The sequence below is a fragment of the Rhodococcus sp. PvP016 genome (genome assembly GCF_017832185.1).
Classification (GTDB): Bacteria; Actinomycetota; Actinomycetes; order Mycobacteriales; family Mycobacteriaceae; genus Rhodococcoides.
On sequence record NZ_JAFIBH010000001.1, the window covers coordinates 883,922 to 907,500 of the forward strand.

Annotated in this window: 30 protein-coding genes (1 of these 30 cut by a window edge); 14 read left to right on the forward strand and 16 right to left on the reverse strand. The window is 69.7% G+C overall.

Going from position 1 to position 23,579, the window contains the following annotated elements; all coding sequences use genetic code 11:
* The first annotated feature begins 12 nt into the window (after positions 1 to 12).
* Complete coding sequence (locus tag JOE30_RS04020) at positions 13 to 507, forward strand: nucleoside deaminase (protein ID WP_204869486.1); 495 nt, start codon at positions 13 to 15, stop codon at positions 505 to 507.
* On the opposite strand, the gene JOE30_RS04025 is transcribed toward JOE30_RS04020, so the two are convergent.
* From JOE30_RS04025 to JOE30_RS04035, 3 genes are all read right to left on the reverse strand, one after another.
* The gene (locus JOE30_RS04025) at positions 449 to 1,147 is read right to left on the reverse strand and encodes a TMEM165/GDT1 family protein (protein ID WP_204869487.1); all 699 of its coding nucleotides are present in this window, start codon (positions 1,145 to 1,147) and stop codon (positions 449 to 451) included. The two genes, JOE30_RS04020 and JOE30_RS04025, sit on opposite strands and share 59 nt — an antisense overlap.
* A gap of 316 nt (positions 1,148 to 1,463) precedes the next feature.
* Positions 1,464 to 1,997 (reverse strand): hypothetical protein, encoded by a 534-nt coding sequence (locus JOE30_RS04030; RefSeq protein WP_027507330.1) that lies wholly within the window; start codon positions 1,995 to 1,997, stop codon positions 1,464 to 1,466.
* A gap of 206 nt (positions 1,998 to 2,203) precedes the next feature.
* Positions 2,204 to 2,827 (reverse strand): superoxide dismutase, encoded by a 624-nt coding sequence (locus tag JOE30_RS04035; RefSeq protein ID WP_027507329.1) that lies wholly within the window; start codon positions 2,825 to 2,827, stop codon positions 2,204 to 2,206.
* 201 nt (positions 2,828 to 3,028) lie between these two features.
* Here JOE30_RS04035 and JOE30_RS04040 point away from each other — a divergent pair, with 201 nt between their 5' ends.
* Positions 3,029 to 4,219 carry an acyltransferase gene (locus tag JOE30_RS04040; protein ID WP_239532477.1) on the forward strand — a complete coding sequence of 397 codons (1,191 nt, stop codon included), beginning with the start codon at positions 3,029 to 3,031 and terminating at the stop codon, positions 4,217 to 4,219.
* Here JOE30_RS04040 and JOE30_RS04045 read toward each other — a convergent pair.
* A complete protein-coding gene (locus tag JOE30_RS04045) occupies positions 4,207 to 5,133 on the reverse strand; it encodes an LLM class F420-dependent oxidoreductase (protein WP_204869488.1) in 927 nt (308 codons plus the stop codon). The genes JOE30_RS04040 and JOE30_RS04045 overlap by 13 nt on opposite strands.
* Before the next feature lie 176 nt (positions 5,134 to 5,309).
* On the opposite strand from JOE30_RS04045, the gene JOE30_RS04050 reads away from it, so the two are divergent.
* Genes JOE30_RS04050 through JOE30_RS04070 form a run of 5 tightly spaced genes read left to right on the forward strand, consistent with a single transcriptional unit; the run spans position 5,310 to position 8,897 of the window.
* Positions 5,310 to 5,792 carry a hypothetical protein gene (locus JOE30_RS04050; protein WP_204869489.1) on the forward strand — a complete coding sequence of 161 codons (483 nt, stop codon included), beginning with the start codon at positions 5,310 to 5,312 and terminating at the stop codon, positions 5,790 to 5,792.
* 43 nt (positions 5,793 to 5,835) lie between these two features.
* Entirely contained in the window at positions 5,836 to 6,177 is a 342-nt protein-coding gene (locus JOE30_RS04055; RefSeq protein ID WP_204869490.1) for a rhodanese-like domain-containing protein, read from the forward strand.
* A 4-nt stretch (positions 6,178 to 6,181) separates the two neighbouring features.
* Entirely contained in the window at positions 6,182 to 7,195 is a 1,014-nt protein-coding gene (locus JOE30_RS21615; RefSeq protein ID WP_204869491.1) for a DUF4328 domain-containing protein, read from the forward strand.
* A complete protein-coding gene (locus tag JOE30_RS04065; protein WP_204869492.1) occupies positions 7,192 to 7,974 on the forward strand; it encodes a glycerophosphodiester phosphodiesterase family protein in 783 nt (260 codons plus the stop codon). The genes JOE30_RS21615 and JOE30_RS04065 overlap by 4 nt, the downstream gene beginning before the upstream one ends.
* An 11-nt stretch (positions 7,975 to 7,985) precedes the next feature.
* Positions 7,986 to 8,897, forward strand: coding sequence for a DUF5926 family protein (locus JOE30_RS04070; protein WP_204869493.1), 912 nt, complete (start codon positions 7,986 to 7,988; stop codon positions 8,895 to 8,897).
* Positions 8,898 to 8,900: 3 nt separating this feature from the next.
* On the opposite strand, the gene JOE30_RS04075 is transcribed toward JOE30_RS04070, so the two are convergent.
* From JOE30_RS04075 to JOE30_RS04090, 4 genes are read right to left on the reverse strand one after another with little or no spacing between them, the layout of a single operon-like run.
* Positions 8,901 to 9,494, reverse strand: coding sequence for a ferritin (locus tag JOE30_RS04075; protein ID WP_204869494.1), 594 nt, complete (start codon positions 9,492 to 9,494; stop codon positions 8,901 to 8,903).
* Between the two features lie 42 nt (positions 9,495 to 9,536).
* Positions 9,537 to 10,823 carry an LCP family protein gene (locus JOE30_RS04080; protein ID WP_204869495.1) on the reverse strand — a complete coding sequence of 429 codons (1,287 nt, stop codon included), beginning with the start codon at positions 10,821 to 10,823 and terminating at the stop codon, positions 9,537 to 9,539.
* 25 nt (positions 10,824 to 10,848) lie between these two features.
* Positions 10,849 to 11,622 carry a CPBP family intramembrane glutamic endopeptidase gene (locus tag JOE30_RS04085; RefSeq protein WP_307806055.1) on the reverse strand — a complete coding sequence of 258 codons (774 nt, stop codon included), beginning with the start codon at positions 11,620 to 11,622 and terminating at the stop codon, positions 10,849 to 10,851.
* Between the two features lie 39 nt (positions 11,623 to 11,661).
* Positions 11,662 to 12,438, reverse strand: coding sequence for a DUF2470 domain-containing protein (locus tag JOE30_RS04090; protein WP_204869496.1), 777 nt, complete (start codon positions 12,436 to 12,438; stop codon positions 11,662 to 11,664).
* An 89-nt stretch (positions 12,439 to 12,527) separates the two neighbouring features.
* Between JOE30_RS04090 and JOE30_RS04095 the strand changes: the two genes are divergently transcribed.
* Genes JOE30_RS04095 through JOE30_RS04105 form a run of 3 tightly spaced genes read left to right on the forward strand, consistent with a single transcriptional unit; the run spans position 12,528 to position 14,801 of the window.
* Positions 12,528 to 13,223, forward strand: a complete 696-nt coding sequence (locus tag JOE30_RS04095) for a hypothetical protein (protein ID WP_204869497.1) — start codon at positions 12,528 to 12,530, stop codon at positions 13,221 to 13,223.
* Position 13,224: 1 nt separating this feature from the next.
* Positions 13,225 to 14,142, forward strand: a complete 918-nt coding sequence (gene pheA, locus JOE30_RS04100) for a prephenate dehydratase (RefSeq protein ID WP_307806056.1) — start codon at positions 13,225 to 13,227, stop codon at positions 14,140 to 14,142.
* Positions 14,139 to 14,801 carry a histidine phosphatase family protein gene (locus JOE30_RS04105; protein ID WP_204869498.1) on the forward strand — a complete coding sequence of 221 codons (663 nt, stop codon included), beginning with the start codon at positions 14,139 to 14,141 and terminating at the stop codon, positions 14,799 to 14,801. Before pheA ends, JOE30_RS04105 begins: the two co-directional genes overlap by 4 nt.
* Here JOE30_RS04105 and JOE30_RS04110 read toward each other — a convergent pair.
* The 5 genes from JOE30_RS04110 to JOE30_RS04130 form a co-directional block, all read right to left on the reverse strand.
* Positions 14,744 to 15,574 (reverse strand): ESX secretion-associated protein EspG, encoded by an 831-nt coding sequence (locus JOE30_RS04110; protein WP_204869499.1) that lies wholly within the window; start codon positions 15,572 to 15,574, stop codon positions 14,744 to 14,746. The two genes, JOE30_RS04105 and JOE30_RS04110, sit on opposite strands and share 58 nt — an antisense overlap.
* On the reverse strand, positions 15,571 to 16,752 hold the full coding sequence (locus tag JOE30_RS04115; RefSeq protein ID WP_204869500.1) for a PPE domain-containing protein: 1,182 nt from the start codon (positions 16,750 to 16,752) through the stop codon (positions 15,571 to 15,573). Before JOE30_RS04115 ends, JOE30_RS04110 begins: the two co-directional genes overlap by 4 nt.
* Positions 16,749 to 17,060: a PE domain-containing protein gene (locus tag JOE30_RS04120; RefSeq protein ID WP_204869501.1), complete on the reverse strand. Its 312-nt coding sequence runs from the start codon at positions 17,058 to 17,060 to the stop codon at positions 16,749 to 16,751. Before JOE30_RS04120 ends, JOE30_RS04115 begins: the two co-directional genes overlap by 4 nt.
* A gap of 84 nt (positions 17,061 to 17,144) precedes the next feature.
* Positions 17,145 to 17,477: a metallopeptidase family protein gene (locus JOE30_RS04125; protein WP_081821502.1), complete on the reverse strand. Its 333-nt coding sequence runs from the start codon at positions 17,475 to 17,477 to the stop codon at positions 17,145 to 17,147.
* A 13-nt stretch (positions 17,478 to 17,490) separates the two neighbouring features.
* Entirely contained in the window at positions 17,491 to 18,597 is a 1,107-nt protein-coding gene (locus tag JOE30_RS04130) for a septum formation family protein (protein ID WP_371831741.1), read from the reverse strand.
* Between the two features lie 164 nt (positions 18,598 to 18,761).
* Here JOE30_RS04130 and JOE30_RS04135 point away from each other — a divergent pair, with 164 nt between their 5' ends.
* The gene (locus tag JOE30_RS04135) at positions 18,762 to 19,193 is read left to right on the forward strand and encodes an ankyrin repeat domain-containing protein (protein ID WP_204869503.1); all 432 of its coding nucleotides are present in this window, start codon (positions 18,762 to 18,764) and stop codon (positions 19,191 to 19,193) included.
* A 6-nt stretch (positions 19,194 to 19,199) separates the two neighbouring features.
* Positions 19,200 to 20,471 (forward strand): serine--tRNA ligase, encoded by a 1,272-nt coding sequence (gene serS, locus JOE30_RS04140; protein ID WP_204869504.1) that lies wholly within the window; start codon positions 19,200 to 19,202, stop codon positions 20,469 to 20,471.
* Here serS and JOE30_RS04145 read toward each other — a convergent pair.
* Positions 20,458 to 20,886 carry a hypothetical protein gene (locus tag JOE30_RS04145; RefSeq protein WP_307806057.1) on the reverse strand — a complete coding sequence of 143 codons (429 nt, stop codon included), beginning with the start codon at positions 20,884 to 20,886 and terminating at the stop codon, positions 20,458 to 20,460. The genes serS and JOE30_RS04145 overlap by 14 nt on opposite strands.
* Before the next feature lie 43 nt (positions 20,887 to 20,929).
* Positions 20,930 to 21,490, reverse strand: a complete 561-nt coding sequence (locus JOE30_RS04150; protein WP_204869506.1) for a TetR/AcrR family transcriptional regulator — start codon at positions 21,488 to 21,490, stop codon at positions 20,930 to 20,932.
* An 86-nt stretch (positions 21,491 to 21,576) separates the two neighbouring features.
* Here JOE30_RS04150 and JOE30_RS04155 point away from each other — a divergent pair, with 86 nt between their 5' ends.
* Positions 21,577 to 22,590 carry an NADP-dependent oxidoreductase gene (locus JOE30_RS04155; RefSeq protein WP_204869507.1) on the forward strand — a complete coding sequence of 338 codons (1,014 nt, stop codon included), beginning with the start codon at positions 21,577 to 21,579 and terminating at the stop codon, positions 22,588 to 22,590.
* Positions 22,591 to 22,651: 61 nt separating this feature from the next.
* Positions 22,652 to 23,410, forward strand: coding sequence for a 1-acyl-sn-glycerol-3-phosphate acyltransferase (locus tag JOE30_RS04160; protein ID WP_204869508.1), 759 nt, complete (start codon positions 22,652 to 22,654; stop codon positions 23,408 to 23,410).
* Here the strand turns inward: JOE30_RS04160 and JOE30_RS04165 are convergent, their stop codons facing one another.
* Positions 23,411 to 23,579, reverse strand: partial view of a VOC family protein gene (locus tag JOE30_RS04165; protein WP_204869509.1) — the 3' portion only. It continues 260 nt past the right edge of the window; the window shows 169 of its 429 coding nt (coding positions 261-429); its start codon lies beyond the right edge, outside the window; the stop codon is at positions 23,411 to 23,413. It abuts the gene before it with no gap.

Here is a 23,579-nt window from a genome sequence, read left to right on the forward strand (position 1 = left end):
CAGACTCGGGAGATGACGTTCCCCGGTTCCGCAGACGAGGTCCATGTCCGGCGTTGTGTCGCGCTCGCGCACGAGGCACTCGAGGCCGGTGACGAGCCGTTCGGGTCGGTGCTGGTCGACGCGGACGGTCAGGTGCTCTTCGAGGACCGCAACCGCGTCGGCGGCGGGGACTCGACGCGCCATCCCGAGTTCACGATCGTGGAGTGGGCCGTGAAGAACCTGACGAGCGACGAGCGCGCCCGGACCACGGTGTACACGTCGGGGGAGCACTGCCCGATGTGTTCGGCGGCGCACGCGTGGGTGGGACTCGGCGACATCGTCGTCGCGGTGACGAGTGCTCAGCTCACCACGTGGCGGTCGGAGTGGGGTCTGGAGACGGGCCCTGTCGCCGCGCTCCCCATCGGCGACGTGGCGCCGCGGATCCGGGTGCGGGGGCCCGTGCCGGAGGTCAGCGCGGAGATGCGGTCACTTCATCGTCGGAATGCCGGTCTGCCGTCGGACGCGTGAGTGTCCAGCTCGTTGCTGCGATGCCGAGGGCGAGGACCACGGCCGCGGCGATCGGTCCGACGGGTGTCCCGGGAAGCAGCCCCTCGAGGATCAGCCACACGCCGAAGACGAAGAACAGGGTCGCGGCACCGAGGGTGATGAGCCGCTCGGGCAGGTGCTTGCCCAGAGTCGCGCCGATGACGATGGCCAGGGCGTCCGCGGCGACCATGCCCAGCGTCGAGCCGATCCACACGCCGGCCCAATCGTTGTCGGAGGCGAGGGTGACCGTGGCCAGCATCGTCTTGTCGCCGAGTTCGGCGAGGAAGAAGGCGGACGCGACGGCGATGAACGCGGACTTCGTCACCCGGTCTGCCTTCGTCCTCTCCTCGTCGTCGAGGGAATCGCCGCGCAGGGTCCACAGGCCGAAGACCAGGAACGCGACGCCGCCGACGATGCCGATCAGGTGCGTGGGCAACGCGACACCGAGGTAGTGGCCCACGGCGACGGACACCAAGTGGACGAGCGTCGTGGCTACCGTGATGCCGCCGATGACCACCCACCAGCGGTACTTCAGAGCGAACGTCATGGCCATCAGCTGGGATTTGTCACCGAGCTCGGCGACGAAGATGACTCCGAAGCTGAGCAGCAGGGCGGCGAGCACGTCGAACCTCCAGGGCAGGGCGCGTCGGCCGACACGAGGGGAGAACAGGGCCGACGCTCGGTGCAGTGCACCGTGCGGTAGTCGGGACCGGTGCGGGAAGGCCGGAGGCCGGCCGGTCGACAAAGGTCTCGCCCACCCGCTGCCGCGTGTGCGGCAGCTCGGTTCACCGAGCCGGGAGCGCTCCGGCGAACCGGTGCGCGCCAGTATGTCGACGCGATGATCGGGGGCTACTCCCCTTCGCTGTTCTCCACGCTAAAGCCCTGGTCAGGCTTCTGCAACTTCGACAAACCTGTTCGGCTACCCGAAACTTGTCGTGTCATGCAGCGAGCAACATTGCGAGGACGGCCGTGTCGGGATGGCTGATGGGATCGAGACCCACACGGCTGATCATCGATGTGACGGTGCCGTCCGCCTCGGCCTCGACCCAGGCGGCGCGATGGTCCAGCCCGAGGTGCGGCAGACCCGGCAACAGCACGCACCCCGACGCGGCCCCGGCGCACTCCGGCAGCGTCGGCATCGTCTCCGACGGCGGATGCAGCATCATCAGCGCGGCCGGCTGATGCAGCGCGAACCGCTCGGGGGTCACCGCGTGGTCCCCGATGACCGGGCCCTCGGACACGACGATGCCCACGGTCCCCTCGTGCGGATCGTCGGGCAGTTCCTCGCGAACGCAGAAGACGGTGCTGGTGTCCAGCAGGCCGGGTGTCGACGCGACCCGCACCGTGAAGGCGAGAAGCTGCGCCCACTCCTTCGTCGTGTCGGGCCACCGGCCGGAGATGACGAAGCCGCGCAGGGTTCCCGAGGCGTGGAACGGGGCCACGCCGATGATGCGACGATCAGGACTGGTCATGGCGTTCTCCTCGCACTGGCCGACATCGAGCGGGACGGCCTGCGCGGAACGTGCGCGGACCATCGGCACACAACGTCGGGTAAAGGAAGAGAACACCACCATCGCGCTGGCACACAAGTGGTCACGAGTGCCAGGTGAGGCAGGTGAGACGACGAATGCCGCGCCCTTGTGGGACGCGGCATTCGCGGTACGACTGTGCGGTGGGACTACGGGAAGATGAGACCCGAGGTCTGCGACGTGGCTGCGGCGAAGCGCTGCTGCACGTCGGCCCAGTTGACGACGTTCCAGAACGCCTTCACGTAGTCGGCCTTGACGTTCTTGTACTGCAGGTAGAAGGCGTGCTCCCACATGTCGACCTGCAGCAGGGGAATGATGCCGAGCGGCACGTTGGCCTGCTGGTCGTACAGCTGGAAGGTGAGGAGCTTCTTGCCCAGCGTGTCGTAGCCGAGCACTGCCCAGCCGGAGCCCTGCAGACCGTTGGCCGCGGCGGTGAACTGCGCGCGGAACTTGTCGAACGAGCCAAAGTGGTCGTCCAGTGCGGCCGCGAGCTCGCCCTCGGGCTTGTCTCCACCGTTGGGGGAGAGGTTCTTCCACCAGATGGAGTGGTTCACGTGGCCACCGAGGTGGAACGCGAGGTTCTTCTCCTGCAGGAAGATCGAGCCGTGATCGTCCTTGTCACGGGCGTCGGCCAGCTTCTCCAGTGCGGTGTTCACGCCGGCGACATAGGTGGCGTGGTGCTTGGAGTGATGCAGCTCGTTGATCTCCCCGGAGATGTGGGGCTCGAGAGCTGCATAGTCGTAGTCGAGGTCGGGCAGTGTGTACTCGGACACGTGTTTCCCTTCTCTTGCATCTGTTGTTGCTGACTGCTGGCGTTACCCAGCCAACGTCATTCGTACACCTCGCGCAAGAGTTCGACGCAGTCGGAGTGCAGCGCAGACGCACCGATTCGGACCGTGGTCCCCTTGCCCGCGCGCAGCGATGACGTGGGCGAACTCGACCGACAGGTGAACGGAACCTTAAGATCGGGGGTGATGACCTCCTCGACGCCCGACTCGGACGGAGGGGTGGTCTCCGTCCGTACGGCGGCCGATCCGCCGCGGATCCGGTTCGGCGGAGTCGACATCCTGCGCGCGCTGGCGGTCCTGACCGTCGTGTACTCGCACATCTCGTACTTCCTGGTCGACGATCTCGGAACACCGTGGTGGCTCATCGACGTCGTCACCCTCGTGTTCGTCGAGCACGGCGGTCTGAACCATCATCTCTCGTTCGTGGGCGTCGCCTTCTTCATGATCCTCACCGGGCTGGTGGCGACCGCGTCCGTCGTACGCAACTCACCGCGCGCCTTCCTCGTGGGGCGGGCCGCGCGGCTGCTCCCGGTGTTCTGGCTGTCGGTCCTCGCCGCGATCGTGCTGGTCCGCCTCGGGGTGAACGGGATGTTCTCGCAGACCGTGGGCATCAGCAACGCCGAGGCCGCCATGAGCTTCGTGCTCGGCGGCTTCTTCGTGCGCCCGGAGGTCGTGGTCCTCGGGGTCACCTGGACGCTCATCGTCCAGGGGGTCTTCTACGTGTACGCGGTGAGCATGCGCCGGGTGCTCGCGTCTCGCCCCGTGCTGGTTCCGGTCATCGGCGCGGCCGTGTGCTGCCTGATCCTGCTCTACACCGATCTGGTGCCGTACGAGTACACGATCCCCATGGTCGACAAGGTGGCGGCGACGTTGCCCACGGTCTTCCTGGGCCAGATCGTGTACCTCGCATTCGCCCGGCTGGCGTCGTGGCGGGCCCTTCTTCTCGCAGGTCTCGCCCAGTTCGCCGTGATCCAGTACGCCACCACGGTGGACGCCTTCCACGTCGGACAGCAGGGCCACCTGTGGACGGTGCTGGTGCTCGTCGTCGCGGTGGTGCTGGTGGCCCCCACCGACACCGCGTTCGGACGCTCGCGCGTGATCCACTGGCTCGCGACGCGCAGCTACACGATCTACCTGGTCCACACGCTGGTGCTCTACCGCATCTACTCGCTCGTCGAGCCCCATCTGGGCGCGACCGTGGCGGTGCTCGTCTTCGCGCTGATCACCGGTGTGCTCTCGGATCTCGTGTACCGCTACGTCGAGACGCCGGCGGCACGGTGGATCGCCCGCCACTGGTCGGGACGCGCGCGGACGCCCGCCCCGACCCCGAACGAGCCGATCTCGAGTGACCCGACCTCCGGCCCTCAGGCCAGCTGACGCATCACCTCGGTGGCGACCAGCTCGATGTGGTCGAGATCGGACAAGTCCAACATCTGCAGGTAGAACCGGGTCGATCCGAGTTCGGCGTACGTTCCGAGCTTCTCGACGATCTCGGCCGGCGTCCCTGCCGCGCCGTTCGCCCGGAGCTCGTCCACGTCCCGCCCGATGGCGGCGGCGCGGCGGGCGATCTCGTCCTCGGTGGTGCCGCAGCACAGCACCAGCGCGTTGGAGAACGTCATCGACGACGGGTCACGGCCGATGTCCGAGCACGCGGCGCGCACCCGGTCGAACTGTGTCGCCGTCGCGTCGGTGTCCGCGAACGGGAGATTGAACTCCGTCGCGTGCCGCGCGGCGAGTTCCGGAGTCCTCTTCTTCCCCATGCCGCCGATGATGATGGGCGGCGGACTCTGCACCGGCTTCGGCAGAGCGGGTGACTCGGTCACGGTGAAGTGGTCGCCCTGGTACGAGAACGTCTCCCCTGCGGGAGTGCCCCACAGACCGGTGACGATCGCGAGGGTCTCCTCGAAGCGATCGAAGCGCGTGCCCACCGACGGGAACGGGATCGCGTACGCCGCGTGCTCCTCGGCGTACCAGCCTGCGCCGAGTCCCAGTTCGACGCGGCCGGCGCTCATCGCGTCGACCTGCGCGACCGAGATCGCCAGGGGACCCGGGTATCGGAAGGTGGCCGAGGTGACGAGGGTGCCGAGGCGGATCGTGGAGGTCTCCCGCGCGATGCCGGCCAGGGTGATCCAGGCGTCCGTGGGTCCGGGGAGGCCGTCCGCGCTCATCGCCAGGTAGTGGTCGGAGCGGAAGAACGCGTCGTACCCGAAGTCCTCGGCGGCGCGCGCCACGCGGACCAGGTCGTCGTACGTCGCGCCCTGCTGCGGTTCGGTGAAGATTCTGAGGTCCATGGTTCGACAGTAGAAGGGCGCGCCGGAGTCGGGGAGCGACCGTGGGTGCGACACACGCCGGGGAAACGGGATCGAGTCCCGTTTCTGTGGATGTTTCTGTGGATGATGGGGATAGTGGTTGCCGATCAGCAACCTGAGTCATGAGGAGAAAGTGCCGATCGACAATACTGCTCCCCATGGACTTCACCGCCGAGGCCGAACTATCTGGCGCGCTCGACGACCTGGACGCCGCGGAGATCGACTCCCTGGCCTCGGCGGTCGCGCCGTTCCGCGGACGCCTCACCCGGAGCCATCTCGGCCGCGCGCGCCTGGTGGTCACACTCTCGGCCGACGGCGTGCCGCAGGCCGTCACCCTCGCCTCGGCGCTGCTGCGAGATCTCGCCGGTGGTCGCGACCTCGCGTCGCTGTCCGTCCGCTCGGCACGAGACCACGAGTCGGTCTCGGGGCTGCCGCCCACCGACGGGTGGTCGTCGGTGTCCGAGGTGGCGGCGGAGCGGGCGATCTCCCGACAGGCCGTGCTCGCGCAGATCGCGGCGGGCACCCTGCCCGCGGCCAAGGTGGGAACCACGTGGGTGGTGGCCCGCGGCGCACGAAGGTTCGAGAGCGGACGGTTCGAGAGCGGACGGTACGAGAGCGGACGGTTCGAGAAGGACTGGTGATCGGCGGTGGCACCGGGGCGAGGGGCGTGACAGGATCGAGTGCGTGAGCTTCGGATCCGTACCGTCCGTGTCCGTCTCCGACGTCCCGGAGCCCGGCCCCAGCGCCGCCCTGCTCGACGTCCGTGAGGACGACGAGTGGACCGCCGGGCACGCTCCCGGCGCGCTGCACGTCCCCATGGGTGACGTCCCGTCGCGGATGGCCGACATCAGCGTGGACGGCACCCTCTACGTGGTGTGCCGGCAGGGTGGGCGTTCGGCCCGCGTCGTCGAGTACCTGCAGCATGCGGGAGTAGACGCGGTGAACGTGGACGGCGGCATGGTGGCATGGCAGCAGGCCGGCCTCCCGGTCGTCGACGACGCCGGTCGCCCGGCCACCGTGTACTGACGCCGTGACCGCTCCTCGGCCGGTGGCCTGGTTCCAGATCTGTGCGCGCTGCACGCGCCGCATCGACGTGGGACCGTCGCCGCGTCAGTGGTGTCCCGTGTGCCACGGAGTCCTGCTCTCGCCGGTTGCGGTCGGGCAGTCCCCCATGGCCGTCCGTCGTAACTTCCGCTGGGTGGCCTCCGCGCCCGGATCGGCGCCGCGGCGCCGTGTCCGCCGGGTCCCGACCCCCACCCCCCGCTACGACGTCATGCCAACCTGGGGTCTGCCGATCGCGCCGCGCCCGCATCCGAGTGCGCCCGAGAGCCCCACGGACCGGCTGGCCCGGCGCTCGACGTCCCTGCTCACGGCAACCGTCGCCCTGTTCGTCGCGGCGGCCGTCGCCGAGCTGGGCCGGTACATCGTGCTCCTCGTCAGTCGCGACCGACTGATGCCCGCGGCGGTTCTGGCACTGTCGGACGCCGCCGTGTGGTGCCTGTCGTTCCTGTCCCTCGGAGTCGGTCTGGTCGCCGCGGTGGCGACGGTCGCCCGCGTGGTCCGGTTGCGCCGGAGTGCCTACGCCCGTCACGGACTCACCGATCCGAGGCGCACGCGCACCCTGTACCTCGGATCGCTGCTGCCGATCGTCACGCTGCTGCTGCCCGGGGTCTTCCTGACGGAGCTGGCCCGCACGAGCGAGCACAGGCTTCGGCTCGAACGGCTGGTGCCGTGGTGGTGGGCGGCCTGGGTTGGCAACTGGTTGCTGATCGCCGTAACTGTCGCGTGGCGCACCGTCGACGGCATCCAGGCGCAGGCGAACGGTGTGATCCTCACCGCGATCACCGATCTGGTCGCCGCGGGAGTGGCTGCCCTGACGCTCACCCTGATCCGCCGAGCCGACGGCCGCACCGTGCGCGGCGACACCCGCACCCTCACGCGGTGGACGGTTCTACCCACGCCGGCCGCGGCGACCACCCCCGTGTCCGATACGACCCCGGCCCCGGAGGACACCGCACCCGACCAGCTCGCCGACGTCCGATGATCTACTCCGCACACGAGGCCACACCCCTCGTCGTCGCGCATCGTGGCTCGTCGGGAACGCGCCCGGAACACACACTGGTGGCGTACGAGCAGGCGCTGCGCGAGGGGGCCGACGGCGTCGAGTGCGACGTGCGGCTCACACGTGACGGTCGCGTGGTGTGCGTCCACGACCGGCGGATCGACCGGACGTCGTCGGGAACCGGGATCGTCAGTGCCCTCACCTACGAGGCACTGTCCGGCCACGACTACGGGACGGCCGACGATCCGGCGAACGTGCTGCTGCTGAGCGACCTCATCGACATGGTCATGGCGTGGAAGGCGAAGCCCGCCAAGATCTTCATCGAGACCAAGCACCCGGTGCGCTACGGCGGCCTGATCGAGAACGCCGTGTTGGCGGAACTGCACCGCTTCGGCATCGGCCGACCCGGGTCGGCGTCCCTGTCTCGCGCCGTCGTCATGTCGTTCGCGCCGTCGGCGGTGTGGCGGGTGCGACGATCGGCGCCGATGCTGCCGACCGTGCTGCTCGGCACCGCGTCGCGCTACATCGGCGGTGGCGCCGCGACCACGGTGGGCGCCACGGCGGTCGGGCCCTCGATCAAGACGTTGCGCGATCATCCGAACCTGGTCGACCACGCCGCGGCGGCCGGCCGAGCGACGTACTGCTGGACCGTGAACACCGAGGAGGACGTGCATCTCTGCCACGACCTCGGTGTGCGCTGGCTCGCCACCGATCATCCAGGTCAGGCGCTCGCGTGGTTGGACGACAGCATCACCCGGTAGGTTCGACGCTCGTGGGTAAGAAGAGCAAGAGAAACAGCGGACCGAAGCCCGACAGTCGACGCGCCGAGCTGCTCGAGCAGCGCAGAGCCGAGCGTGAGGCGCTGTCGTCCGCGCCGGTGCGACCGTTCGAGGGCCTCGCCTTCGAGTGCGACATCGTGGCGATGCGCGAGTTCGTCGCTTCCGCGTCGGCATCCCTCCCGGTGACGGGGAGCGACCGGCCCTTCACCCTCGCGACCGTGCTCCCCGGTGCCGTCGCCGCACTCGTGCGTGACGACGAGCAGAGGAACGCGTTCGTCGCGATGCAGGTCCAGACCTTCTCGGAGGATCTGTCGGCCGACCTCGCCGCCTCCATCGCGTGGGCCTCCTCGGCGACGCCCGGAACCTCGACGGCGGCATCGAACCCGTCCGCCGAGACGCCCGCACTGACGGAACTCGTGGACGCGACGTCGCCCCTGGACATCACCGTGCACAAGGACTTCTCGTGGTGGATCCCGGAGGGCGCGGGAGCGGACCCCGAGGTCGACGCCACCATCGAGCGCGCCAACAGCGCGATCCTGCCGTCCGCCCGCATCACGGCCGACGGTGTGTCCGCGGCCTGGTGGGTCGACGCCGGCGACAAGGCGCACATCCGCTGGGTCCGCCCCGAGGACGAGGATCAGTTGATGATCGCGCTGGCTCGCTTGCAGTCGGTGGGTGAACTGCACGTGGGCGAGGGTTCGCGCTTCGCCGGTTCGTTCCGGACCCACGGCCTGCTCGTGCCCGTCTTCGACCTCGATCCCGAGGTGCACCCCGACGAATGGGCAACGGGCACAGCGGCTCTCGGTCGCAGGCTGGACGAGACGCTCTCCGACACCGGCGAGCTCACCTCCGAGCAGCGGCGCGCCCGTGACGGCCTGCGCAGCCGCCAAGTCACCCTGCGCTGACGATCAGGCGAGTCCCCCGGCGGCCCTCGGCGCGTTGCCGCCGCCGCGGGACTCGCTCGTCATCTCTCGGGCGATGAAGTCCTCGATGTGGAAGAGGTTCTCGCCTGCACGATCGACGATGGTGAGCAACGTCGTCATCGACGCCACCTCCTCGATCTGCTCGGCGAGGAACCACTGCATGAACTGCTCGCCCAGGTAGTCGCCGGTGTCGCGGGCGGTGCGCGCCAGCGTCGTGATCTGCTCGGTGACCTTCTTCTCCTGTCGCAGTGCCAGCTCGACCGGCTCGCGCACCGACCCGAATGCGTTCACGACGTCGTCGACTCCGGGCACCCGGACCTCGAGGTCGTTGTCCAGCAGATACTGGATCATCATCATGGCGTGGCCGCGTTCCTCGTCCGCCTGGGCGTAGAACCGCGCGGCGAGCTGCGGCAGATCCGCCCCGTCGAAGTAGACGGCGATCGCGATGTACTGCTGCGAGGCGGTGAACTCGTGTCGCACCTGCTCACGCAGGAGGAGGTGGAACGCGCTGGACTCCCTGTCGTGGAACACCCCGGAATCCCGGGCATCGGAAACAGCGGACACGTCGTCGAGGCTCATGACGACACACGGTACTGGGTCGAGCGTGTCCGTCGGGACGCGTCATCCGCCGCCGACGAGGTCGGGGGGCAGCTGCTGACCGGTCGCCAGGAGCTCGAAGAACCGGGTCGCCCGCTCGCGGTCGGACAACAGGACGTTGCCCGAGCCGTCGACGTCCTCGAACCCGGAGACGGGAATGGTGGTGGTGACCATCTCCCCGCGCAGCGCCCAGCCGAGGGACGCCAGATTCCAGATGTGGTCGCCGTCGTCGACCTGCAGGGAGTTCACGACCCCCCGTGCCAGCGGCACCGCCCGGAACGGGTTCAGGAACGTGGTCGGGCTGGTCGCCTTCGAGAGCAGCGACGACAGGAAGAGCCGCTGGTTGTTCATCCGGTCGATGTCGGCGAGCGCGGTCGCTCGGCTGCGGACGAAGCCGAGCGCCTGCGGACCCGAGAGCTCCTGGCAGCCCGCACGCAGGTCGATCCCGGCGAGAGGGTCGACGATGTCGTAGGGCACACAGATGTCCACTCCACCGATCGCGTCGACCATGTCGGCGAAACCGCCGAAGCCCACCTCGGCGTAGTGATCGATGCGCAGGCCCGTCACACCCTCCACGGTCTGCACCAGCAGCGGCGCGCCGCCGATCGAGAACGAGGCGTTGAGCTTGTCGGTGCCGTTGCCCGGAATCGGCACGTACCAGTCGCGCGGGAGGCTGACCATCGTGGTGGGGCCACTCGCCGGCACGTGGATCAACAGGATCGTGTCGGTCCGGCCCGCACCGATGTCCCCACCGGTCGCGAGTTCGGCCTCCTGCTCGGGGGTGAGTCCGGTACGACTGTCCGATCCGACGAGCAGCCAGTTGGTCCCCGGGGTGTCTCCCGGGCGACCGTCGTAGTTCCCCAGCGCATCGACTCGGGACAACGACGTGTCCGCCCAGACAGCGCCCCCCACGACGAGCAGGAGCAGCACCGCCAGGGCGATACCGATGCGGCGGCCCCACCGTGGCCGCCCACGTCGACGCGTCGGTTCGGGCGGCACCTGCCGCGGTGGAACAGGGGCGGGAGCAGGCGCGCGGCCTCCATCTGCCGATCGACGCCCGTCGTCGTACGGCCGCCGGTCGTCCCGGTACCGATCGTCACGCCGTGGCGCGTCCCGCGCCGGGGGAACCGCGGACCACGCCCGCGGATCCTGCCGAGGTGGTGGCTGCTGGGGACCTCGCTGCACACGGGTCTGGTCGGCCCACCCCGGAGGGCTGCCCGCCCGTCGCCGCACCACCGGCGGTTCCTCCGGGCCCGGACGGCGAGGGGGTGGCGGTCGCCGCCGCGGGTCGTACGGAGGTTGCTGGCTCATCCGGCGACTCTAACCGGCCGACCTGTCAGCCCGGCAGCCACGAAACGTGATCCCGCAGGGCGGCGAACCCCACGAACGCCACGATGTCGATGAGGGCGTGGGCGATGACGAGGGGCCACAGTCGACCGGTGCGCTGGAAGTACCGGCCGAAGATCAGACCCATGACGAGGTTGCCGACGCCGGCCCCGAAGCCCTGGTACAGGTGGTAGCTCCCGCGCAACACGGCCGACGCGAGCAGCGATCGGTTGTCGGTCCACCCGAGGGCGCGCAGCCGCGAGATCAGCCACGCCACCACCAGGACCTCCTCGGCGACCGAGTTCGCCACCGCCGAGAGCGTCAGCGTGACCGGGCGCCACCACACGTCGTTCAGCGTGCTCGGCAGCACCGTGACGTTGAGATTCAGTGCGACGGCGACGAGGTAGAACAGCAGGCCCGGAATGCCGATGATCGCGGCGAGCCCCACGCCGTGCAGCACGTGCGGGCGCAGGCGGGGACGTGCGAAGCCGATGGCACGTGGCCCGATGCCGCTACGCCACAACAGGTACAGGCCGAGTGCGCCCCATGCGCAGAGCCGGACGACGCCGATCAGCTGACGGAGGAAGTCGATCGGCCCGAGAGTCGACTGCGGCACGTTGATCGCCACGGTCTGGTCCGACAGGGCGCCCTGCTCGAGCGCGCTCTCGACGAGCGACAGGATGCTCGACAGTCCGCTGAGCCCGAACGTGAACAGCAAGACGACGACGATCTCGATCCGGATCGACCGTGGCGACTCGGCGGTGGGTGTCTTCTCCGGATGCACCCGGTCGATTGTGCCCGTGACCCGCCTGGTGGGTGGTGGTCAGTGGTGGTCGCGCGCCCGCAGGCCGTTCATGAACGGGCATCCGGCGAGGACGCGCAGCGCTCGACCGAGCTCGGTCACGTCGGACACGGGGTTCGCGAACGGCACCCGCACGTCGTGGTCCTGGCCCTGCCCCTCCACCCGGATCCCGACGCCGTAGCGGTCGATGCTGAGCGGCCGGGCGCGACCGATGCGCAACGACGGCGGGAGGCGGCGCGCGATCTGCTCGACCATGTCCGAATGATCGCTGTCGAGGTGCTGCAGCCAGCTGCCCTCGACCTCCCAGAACGGATCGGGATCGGCATTCACGAGGTCGCGCACCGGCACCGGCTCCGCCCCCGTGGCATCGGCCACGACGACGGACTCGAGCAGCAGACGCAGCAGGATGCCGCTGTGTCCGATGTCGAGCAGTCCGGCGTGCGGGTACTGGGAGGCGACCGCCGCGGCGACCGCGCGCTCGGCGGTGTCCGGTACGCGCCGCAGCTCACCGCTGAGCCAGACCAGCGAGCGCACGGGTTCGCGCAGGTCCAGGGGAGTGTGGTCGGTCAGTTCGAGCACGGCGGGGATCCCCGCCGAGCCGGCCTGGAAGGACACGGCCCCCACGGTGCTGTCCGCGGGCACCACCATGACGATCTCGCCGGGCGAGCGCAGGAAGTGCATGGTCGTGGCGACGGGTGCGCTGCCTTCCACCGCCAGGACGGCGTGCTCGGCACGCAGACACACGCTGCGCACCCGCTCGGCGGTGGACGGCGCGGTGGTGGTGACGACACCGTTCATGACGGCCCCCTCGGGATGGAAGTAATTAGGTAAGGGTTAGCTAACCAGCCCTCGCGTCGGTGCGCAAGACGTCGAACTAGACTCGGTGCGTGCCCACGATGCTGACCCTGGGCGTGCGCCCCCGGCGAGATCCCGAGGCCCTCTTCGCCGACCTTCTCGTCGCGACCGTCGACGACGTGGCGACGGCGGAGGCCCTCGAACCGCACCCACTCGTCGGAACGGCCTGTGTCCCGTTGAGTGCGGTGGACGACTCGGCCGCCCTCGAACGGTTCCTCGTACGACTGGACGTGGCTCCGCCCGACGAGCCGCCCCCGGTGCGTGCCTACGTGGTCGAGGCGACCGCCGAGCAGCTGGTCGACGCGGTCGCGATCGCGCCGGGCTCGTCCGTCGTCGTGCTCTGTGCGGACGGTGACGTCGTGGAGACGACGGCACTTGTGGATCGGGCCGGCCGGCATCCCGGCCTGGACGCGGGGTGGTCCGAGGATCGGGTCGCCGACTTCCTCGCGGTCGTGGCGCACGCTGAACACGGATTCTTCGCCGTCGCGACCGACACGTCCTCGGTGCTCGCCGTGCTCGCCGGCACGGTGGCCGCACTGCGCGGCGACGACGTCCGCAGCGCGCTCCGCTCGCCGGATCTGGCGGGGTTGGTGGCCCTCCATCCCGACGCCGCGGCCGCGACCCGAGAGGTCCTTCTCGGTGTCCTGGTGCCGAACGCCGGGAACATCGCACACGAACTTCGCCGTCGGATCGACGAGATCACCGGCGACGCGGCGGGGGACGCGTAGCGTGACCGGGGTGCGCATCGCCTACTTCGGACCCTCGGGAACGTTCACCGAGATGGCGCTGGGGAAGCTCGAGGCGGACGGGGCGTTCGGCGCTCCCGTCGAGCGCGTGAGTGCGTCGAGCCCGCCCGCGACACTCGAACTGGTGCGCTCCGGCGAGGCCGACGGCGCCGTGGTACCCATCGAGAACTCGGTGCAGGGTTCGGTCCCGCCCACCCTCGACGCGCTCGCGATCGGGGACCGGCTGCAGATCCTCGCGGAGACCGAACTCGACGTGGCCTTCACCATCGTCGCTCGTCCGGGCACCGCCATGGCGGACGTCCGCACGATCCGGGCGTACCCCCACGCCGCCGCCCAGGTCCAGCAGTGGATCGCCGCCACCATGCCCGATGCACAGGTGGAGTTCGCCTCGTCCAATGCCGGCGCGGCCGAGGACGTCGCGGCTGGACTCGCCGACGCCGCGGTGTCCACCGGTCTCGCGGGCCGACGGCACGGACTCGAGGTGTTGGCCGACGGCGTGGCCGACGTGGAGAACGCACGGACCCGCTTCGTGTACGTCACGCGTCCGTGCCCGCCGCCCGCGCCCACGGGTGCCGACCGCACTGCCGTGGTGCTCACTCCCGCCAACAGACCCGGCACGTTGGTGTCCGCGTTGGCCGAGTTCAGCACACGTGACATCGATCTGACGTTCATCGAGTCTCGTCCTCTCCGAACTCATCTGGGTACCTACCGCTTCTACATCGATTGCGTCGGCCACATCGACGACGTCGCGGTGGCGGACGCCCTGCGGGTCCTGCACTCGCGGACCGACGTGCGGTTTCTCGGCTCCTGGCCCAGCGCGCACGTCGCCGCCGGCGGACCTCGCCCGACCGACGACCGCGGCCGGGACTGGTTGGACGCGCTGCGACGGGGAGATCGGTGAGCGGCCGACTCGTCCTGGTGCGGCACGGTCAGACCCACTCGAACGTCGCTCGCCGTCTCGACACCCTGCCGCCCGGCGCGGAGCTGACCGAACTCGGACACCGACAGGCGCGGGAGTACGCCCGGACCGTCACGCAGACGCCGGCCGCGGTGGTGTCGTCCATCGCCGTCCGCGCACGTCAGACCGCGCAGTACCTGGCCGACGCGACCGGCACGCTGCTCACGGTGCGTGACGGTCTGCAGGAGACGTTCGTCGGCGACCTCGAGGACCGCAGCGCCGAGGAGGACCACGCCCGCTTCACCGCGGTGTATCGCACCTGGCTGGACGGTGACCTCGACGCCCGCCTGCCGGGGGGTGAGTCCGGCGCCGAGGTGCTCGCCCGCTACGTGCCGGTGCTGGACGACCTCCGCGCCACCCACCTCGGCGACGATTCCGCCACCGTCCACGTGGTGAGTCACGGTGCTGCCATCCGGCTCGTCGCCGCGGTGCTGTCCGGGATCGATCGCGATTTCGCCGCCGACAACCATCTCGACAACACGGGGACCGTCGAACTGGTTCCCGCCGAGGGTGTCTCGGCCTGGGACTGCGTGCGCTGGGGTGACTACACGCCCCCGTTCGAGACGAAGGGCAGCCGCACTCCCGACGATCCGATGGGCTGAGCGGACACGCCGACCAGGTGGTCGTCGAGTATCGAGCGCCGTTCCAGCGAGGTGATCAGCGAGCGGAGTGCTCCGACGGTGCGGACCCGTGTCGCGGATCGCACGGACGTGCTCGATCGCCCGGTCGGATCCTGGACCGTGGTCGCGATGACACGGCCGGAGACGCTGTCGTACACCGCGATGGACGGGTCGACCGTGGTGGCGACACCGTGATCGTGTCGGAGCCCAACGATCTCGGTGTGGCGGGTGCAGTGCGGGACGACGTCCTCGAGACCGGCCCTGAGGACGTCGGTGTACTCGGTCAGTGAATCGATCGGCGCTCCCGCGGCGTCGCCGAGCCAGGCCGCGATGAAGGCGGCCACGTCGGTGTCGACCCGCGTGATCGTCACCGATCCCTCGCTCGCGACCATCCAGACCGGATCGCCGATCTCGTTGCCGCACAGACACCCTCGCGCATCCACGATACCGGTGGAATGGCCGACGGTGCGCACGTCGACGCTCCAGCGAGGCGCCGCCGCCACCCGGAGCATCGCGGCCAGATCACGGTGCGGGCGGCCGTCGGCCGCCACCAGGAGACGATCGGCGAGGCGTCGGGCGGCACTCGCGAGCACGGTCGCGCGCTCGGTCACGGTCGCGCCGGTCGGGTGCCATCCGAGAACGGCAGGGAGAGAATGTGCTCCGATCGACTCGAGAAGGTACGTCACATCGTCCGCGTCGAGCGTGAGCGAACCCTCGAGCGGGACGTCCCCTCCCAGCACCGGCGCCCGGCTCATCGCCGCGCCCCGATGACGGCGGGAACGACGGGAACTCCCGCCTCCTCCTCGACGACGGCAGGTGCCCTGCGAGCGTGCGCGACCTCGTCGGAGCCGAGCCTGGTGTGACCCATCGGTAGTCCTTCGCCGAACGGTGACCGAGCGTGCGCGGTTCCGGACGCGGACGCGTCCTGTCCCGCTGACACCGCTGTGTCCGACCCGATGCCTGCACCGAGGAACGGTGACGTCGTCCGTGCGAACGAGCCACCGGCGGCGTGCACGGAGCCACCCTGCCCGCTGCCACTTCGCCCTTCGCCGCCACCCCACGCGCCGGCGACCATCGGAACCTGCTGTGGCACAGCGTGAGTGATCACCGGCGCCGGGCCGGCCTGCGGTGCCGACGACAGAACGGAGGACAGCGTCGACCCGGCCTGCGCCGGCATCTGCTGGGCCAGTGACGCCGCTCTCGTGACGGCGGGATCGTGTCCGATGCTCTCCGCGGTGAGGGGCGACCGGTGACCCTGGTGCGCCGGATCGTCCGAGAATCCGGGCCCCTGTCGGTCGGATCCGCCGTCGTCCGACGGCGGTGTCCCGGCCTCGGCCGGCACCTGCCCATGACCGGGAACAGCAGAGACGACCGTGGAGGTGGCCGCGGTGACCGCCGTGGTGATCTGCGGGGGCATCTGCAGACCGTCGACGAGTGCGAGCTGCGCCGTCGCCGCTTCGTACGCCTCCATGACCAGGGCAGCGCGGAGATCGAGCGCGGCGTCGGCGGCATCGGCGGCCTGCGCCGCGCCGGTGAGGGCCCCGCCGGTGGCATACGCGGTGGTGCGTCCGGCCTTCACCGCGGCGATCTCCGGCAGCGTCGGCATCACGGCGAGCGCGGTCACCACCGTCGCGGACTGCGCCGCGGCCCGAGCGGACACGGCCGCGGCGTGCTGCGCCGCTCCCGTGCCCCACGCCGCGAACGCCGTCATTCCCGTTCCGGCGGCGTCGGCGGCAGCCCCGTCCCACGTGGCTGCCAGTGCGGACGCGACGCCGCTGACCGTGGCGGTGGCCGCGGCGAGTGCCGTGGCCATCGCAGCCCACGCCGTGCCGGCGGCGGCCAGCGGAGCGGGGCCGGCACCCGCGAGCAGTGCGGCCGAGTTCACGGCCGCGGTACGCGGGAGCCAGAACACCCCGGTGGGCCCGGCCGTCACGCGGTGCCCGAGGTCAGGGCCGTGGAGAACGACGCGTCGACCTCGCGGTACGCCGCTGCCTGGACTCGCAGGGCGGCCGCCGTCTCGTGGAGCTCGCTCACCGCGGCGGACGTCGAGGCGTCGAGAGACTGCGCGGTGGACCAGAAGTAGCGTGCCGCCAGCGCGGACACCTCCTCGCTGCCCGCTGGGGGAGGACGGAGCGCGACGGATGCGGAGGCGAGAGACGTCGCCAGGCGCATCGCCGCGGCATCGAGCTCTGCCGCGGCCGCGAGGAGCGCCTCGGGATCGACGAGTACGTGGCCGGGCATGGGGTCTCCGTTCGAGCGTCCGGTCGGATCTCGAGACTTGGACGCGCGCCGGCGGGAATCGGTTCCGCGGGTGGAGAGAGGAGCTCAGCCGAAGCCGAGTTCGTGCAGACGATCGTCGTCGATGCCGAAGTGGTGCCCGATCTCGTGGGCGACGGTCACCGCGATCTCGCGGCGCGCGTCGTCCTCGTCACGGGCGATGTCGAGGATCGGCAGTCGGTAGATCGTGATGACGTCAGGTAGGTGCCCGCTGTACTCGAACCGTTCGGTGAGAGCCACGCCCTCGTACAGACCCAGCAGATCCTCCGTCGGGTGCTCGTCCTCGACCAGCACGACGACGTTGTTCATGTACGCGGCCAGCTCGTCCGGGAGAGTGTCCAGCGCATCGCCGACCGCGTTCTCGAACTCCGCCTCGGACATGCTGACCGACACGTCACGCACCGGGCAGGGGAGACGCTCCGGGGAGCGGGATCGGCAGGCTGCGGCCGTCCGGAACGGGAGGCGGCGGAACCGGCGCCGCGCCGTCGATGGTGATGTCGCCTTTCGCCGAGCCGACGATGGACGCGAACCCGCCCGACTCGACCTCCTTGCCGATGGAGCAGCTCACCTTCTTGCTGCCCGCCAACCAGCTCGAGGCGTCGACGTTGTCCCAGAACAGGGTCAACGTCTTCTCCCGAAGAGCGTCCGGACCGCCCAGGTAGGCGTCCGACGCCGCAGTGCACGTGGGTTCGAGATAGCGGTCCTGGTCCTCGACGGACGGCAGTCCGCCGGGGAACTGCGCGGCGAGATCCACCACCGACACCACCTCGAAGGCGTGCGGAGCGGTGCAGTCGATCGGATCCGTCGGCACTCCAGACTCGACGCCGACGCAACTACCCGTCTCCCAGACCATCGACTGGTCCTGGTCGGCGACGCTGCCGGTCATCACCTGCAACGCGCTGGTCGCGCCGGTCTGCTGGATGCCGCACCGGATCGCGCGCTCGCCCGCGGCCCACCCGGCCTGGCTGGGGAACATGAGGCCCACCGAGTACTTGCCCGTGGGGTCGAAGCGGCCTCCGGTGTAGTCCTGCACCGCGGTCTCGCAGTGTTCGTCGCGCAGGGAGGCGAAGCGGGCCGCGTCGGGATACGGCGATCCCGTCGCGAACTCGGCGACGGGGTACACCCCGAGATCCACCGTCTCGGCGACCTCGAAGCGGTGCGGCTCCGCGCAACTCACCTCGGCGAGATCCTGGCGGTCGGTGTCGGGGTCGTCGGTGGGGGTCCACTGCAGGCAGTCACCCGCGTCGGACGAGCCGAAGGACGTCGTCGACGCCGTTCCGACCGTTCCTGCCGTGGACGGTGTCGCGAGCTTCTCGCTCCGGTCGAACCCACCGGACACACCGATGGTGACGGCGGCGGCACCGATGGCGCCGATCGCGACCAGGGCGAGCAGCCGACGGGCGTTCGAGGCCTGGACGGTGCGGGGACCACTCTTCTCGTCCGTCGCGGTGTCGGTCTCGTCGGCCGTCGGGTCGTCTGCCGTCGATGCCTCGGGTACCACCGCGCCGGACGTGGACGTGTCGGACGTGGACGCGTCGGGTGTCGCGATCTCGGACGTCGGGGCGTCGTCGACCACCGGGCCGTCCTCGCCGGACGGGCTCGGGGTGGGATCTTCGGGCTTCGGAGACATCGGCTCCATCATGCCTGCCGGTAGGTTCGGACGGTATGAGTGGTGCTGATACCGAGGACACCGGGCTCGAGGCCGGGATCGAGGACCTCGCGACGCGCGTGTTCGACATGGCGCGCAGCGGCGACACCGCCGCACTCGCCGCGTACGTCGACGCGGGCGTACCCGTGGATCTGACGAACGGATCCGGGGACACCCTGGTGATGCTGGCGGCCTACCACGGTCACGCCGAGAGCGTCGTGGCCCTCGCGCACCGCGGAGCCGACGTGAATCGCGCGAACGACAAGGGTCAGACACCGCTCGCCGGAGCCGTGTTCAAGGGCGAGGACGACGTGGTCCGGGCGCTCGTCGACGCCGGAGCCGACGCCGATGCGGGGCATCCCACCGCGGTCGACGCCGCGCGTATGTTCGGCCGCGAGGACTACCTGGACGTCCTCGGACGAGCGACCACACCGCCCCCAGTAGGCTGACGTCCCGTGATCGACCTCAGAGTTGTCCGCGAGGACCCCGACGCCGTCCGTCAGTCGCAGCGCACCCGTGGCGAGGATCCGTCCCTGGTGGACGCGTTGCTCGAGGCGGACGCCGCGCGCCGGGCCGCCGTGTCGGCTGCCGACAATCTGCGCGCCGAGCACAAGGCGTTCGGTAAGAAGATCGGCAAGGCTTCTCCCGAGGAGCGCCCGGAACTGCTCGCGACGGCGTCCGCGCTCGCCGCGCGGGTCAAGGAGGCGGAGGCCGCGCAGAACGCCGCCGACGCGGCTCTCGACACCGCACACCGTGCCATCTCCAACATCGTCCAGGAGGGCGCGCCGGCCGGCGGCGAGGACGACTTCGTCACGCTCGAGACGATCGGTGAGATCCCGACCATCGAGAATCCGAAGGACCACCTCGAGCTCGGCGAGGCTCTCGGGATCATCGACATGGAGCGCGGTGCCAAGGTGTCGGGCGCTCGGTTCTACTTCCTGACCGGCTACGGCGCACTGCTGCAGCTCGGCCTGCTGCAGCTCGCTGCCCAGAAGGCCGTGTCGAACGGGTTCACCATGGTCATTCCCCCGGTGCTCGTGCGGCCGGAGATCATGGCGGGAACCGGATTCCTGGGCGCGCACTCGTCGGAGATCTACCACTTGGACGACGACGACCTTTACCTCGTCGGCACGTCGGAGGTGCCCCTCGCCGGCTATCACTCGGGCGAGATCCTCGATCTGAACGGCGGCCCGAAGCGCTATGCGGGATGGTCGTCGTGCTTCCGCCGCGAGGCCGGCAGCTACGGCAAGGACACCCGCGGCATCATCCGTGTCCACCAGTTCGACAAGGTGGAGATGTTCGTCTACACCCGTCCCGAGGACGCGGACGCGGAACACCAGCGACTCCTCGGCTGGGAGAAGGAGATGCTCGCCGCGGTCGAGTTGCCGTACCGCGTCATCGACACCGCCGGCGGCGACCTCGGATCGTCGGCTGCGCGCAAGTTCGACTGCGAGGCATGGCTTCCCACCCAGAACACCTATCGTGAACTCACGTCCACCTCGAACTGCACCACGTTCCAGGCGCGTCGACTCGGTGTCCGTTACCGCGACGAGAACGGGAAGCCGCAGACGGCGGCGACGCTCAATGGCACCCTGGCCACGACGCGGTGGATCTCCGCGATCCTCGAGAACCACCAGCAGCCCGACGGCAGCGTCCGCATTCCGGAGGCACTCGTCCCGTTCGTCGGGACGGACGTGTTGCGCCCGCCGGCGACTACTCGTCCGTGACGGGCGGCTCGGCCACCAGGACGTCGTCCACCGGCAGGGGCACAGCCAGTTCCACCATTCGCTCGGGATAGGACGGGTAGGCAGGGCGGACCCACACCTTGGTGTCGTCGAGCTGTGTCATCACCATGCGCCGCCACGTCCAGTCCGCCCGTGGTCGGCGCAGGTCGAGTTCGCTGACGACGGGCAGGGGCGCGCGGGCCCAGTACGGGGCGGACAGTGACCCGAGTCCGTGGTGCTCGAGTACGTCGATCGCGTCCTCGAGAGGCAGATCCTCCGCGACGACGTGACCCACCGGGTTCACCGCGTCGACCAGCTCACCGCTGTCGAGCGCGAGGTCGGACACCGTCCAGCCGACCAGTTCCCCGTCGGAGGAACGGGTGACCGGCAGTCGGCTTCGCCATCGATCGATCTCCACTCCGTCCACGGTACCCACGCTGTCCCGGGGGTCGGGTCGGCGATCAGGGAGATTCCCAGCCACGGGCGAGCGTCCGCGCCGCATCGATGACGGCGAGCGCCTCGGTGCGGTCCACTCGGGCCTGGAGCAGCGCGCCGACGCTCATCGTCACGAGGACGCGGGATCTCGTCTCGACGTCCGCGTCACCGCGCGCGGTCAAGGCGCCGCCGATCGCCTCGGTGAGTGCCTCTCGATAGGCGTTCACCACCACGGCAAGGGTCTCGTCGTGTGCCGCGGACGTCGCCGCGGTGGTGATCAGCAGACACCCGCGGCGCTGCGTGCCGGACGACGCGATGTCCCGAGCGAGTGAGGCGAAGTACGCGTCGACACCGTCGGGTCCGGAGAGCAGCGTGAGGCGCGGGGCGACCACGCACGCCAGATAGTCGGCGACCGCGGCGTCGAACAGTCCGCGCTTGCTGCCGAACGCGTGATAGATGCTCGAGCGCGACAGCCCGGTGGCCTGTTCGAGGTCCGGCAGCGAGGTCTCGTCGAAACCCCTCTGCCAGAACATGTCCCGAGCGGCGGTGACAACGGGGGCGGCATCGAATGCGGGTCGACGTCCCATGACGACTCACCTCCTTGGATCGATCGGTACAGAATCCAGCGTACAGTACTTAGTGAACCGAACGATCCACAACGAATGAGGACGACATGCGCAGCACCCAGATCCAGTTGGTCTCCCGTCCCACCGGATGGCCCACTGAGGAGAACTTCCGCACCGTGGAGACGGAGTTGCCCGAACTCGGCGACGGCCAGGTGCGCGTCGCCAACGACTTCCTGTCCGTCGACCCGTACATGCGAGGGCGCATGAACGACGTGCGGTCCTACGTGCCGCCCTTCGCACTGAACGAGACCATGACGGGTGGCGCTGTGGGCCGGGTCGTCGAGAGCCGTTCGGACGAGCATCCGGTGGGCAGCGTCGTGGTGCACCAGCTCGGGTGGCGTGACGTCGCGCAGGCCGACGCGTCGCAGTTCCGCGTGGTGCGCGAGATCGACGGTGTCCCCACCTCGGCCTACCTCGGCATCCTGGGCATGACCGCACTCACCGCGTACGTCGGACTGCAGGACGTGGCGCGCATGCAGGAGGGCGACACGGTGTTCGTGTCCGGTGCAGCGGGCGCCGTCGGCAGCGCGGTCGGTCAGATCGCACGCATCCTCGGCGCGGGACGCGTGATCGGTTCTGCGGGATCACCGGAGAAGGTGGACCTACTGACCGGCAAGTACGGGTTCGACGCCGCCTTCGACTACAAGCAGAGTCCGGTGCGCGACCAACTGCGTGAGGCTGCTCCCGACGGTATCGACGTGTACTTCGACAACGTCGGAGGCGACCACCTCGAAGCGGCGCTCGACGCGTTCAACGACGGTGGCAGGACCGCACTGTGCGGAGCGATCTCCGCCTACAACACCGTGGGGACGACGCCGGGGCCGGACAACATGTCGAACATCGTGACCCGCGGTCTCACCCTGCAGGGATTCACCGTCGGCAATTATCTGCACCGGTTCCCCCAGTTCGCGGAGGACATGGGGACGTGGCTCTCCGAGGGCCGCGTGACCTTCGACGAGACGATCGTGCACGGCATCGAGAACACCGTGGAGGCGTTCCTGGGGATGTTGCGTGGGGAGAACACCGGAAAGATGGTCGTGTCGGTGGGCAACTCCCGCTGACGGAGTACCCCACGGGCCGAGCCCCTCTCGGCCGGGGCGACGAGCCGCTACGCTGCACCGTGTGGACCCCGTCTATCGCACTGTCATCGGAATCGCCCGCACCGTCTTCGCGGCGCAGGGGCTGAAGTTCGACGTCGAGGGCGCGGAGAACATCCCCGCTCGGGGCGGTGCCGTGATCGCCATCAACCACACGGGCTACCTGGACTTCACCTACGCCGGCCTGCCTGCGCGCAAGCACAAGCGGTACATCCGGTTCATGGCGAAGAAGGAAGTGTTCGACAACCCCAAGTCGGGTCCGATCATGCGCTCTCTCAAGCACATCGCGGTCGACCGCGCCGCCGGCGCGGAGTCCTACCGGGCTGCGGTCGACGCGTTGTCGCGAGGCGAACTGGTGGGCGTCTATCCCGAGGCCACGATCAGTCGCAGCTTCGAGATCAAGGAGTTCAAGTCGGGCGCGGCCCGGATGGCGATCGAGGCCGGGGTCCCCGTGATTCCGGTGGTCATCTGGGGCGCGCAGCGTGTGTGGACGAAGGGCTATCCGAAGAAGCTCGGACGCACCAAGACCCCGATCTCCATCGCGGTGGGAGAGCCGATCCCGCCGACCATGTCGGCCGGTGACCTCACCGCCCACCTGCGATCGACGATGCAGACCATGCTCGCCGATGTGCAGAAGAACTACGACCACCCCGCCGGCGAGTACTGGGTACCGGCCCGTCTCGGGGGCTCGGCCCCGACCCTCGAGGAAGCCGACAAATTGGATGCCGTCGACCTCGAGGCTCGGATGGCAGCGCGAGACGAGCGCAAGCGCGCCTCGGACTGACTAGCTGTTGGGGCCGGCGATCTCGAGCGCGATGTTGTCGGGATCCCGGAACTCGAGGATCGCCATGCCGGCGTCACCGAGATCCTTCACCGGCTCGTGCTCGATGCCCAGGGTGTCCAGCAGTGCGGCGGCGTCGTGCAGGTCCTGCAACGACGCGACACTGAAGCTG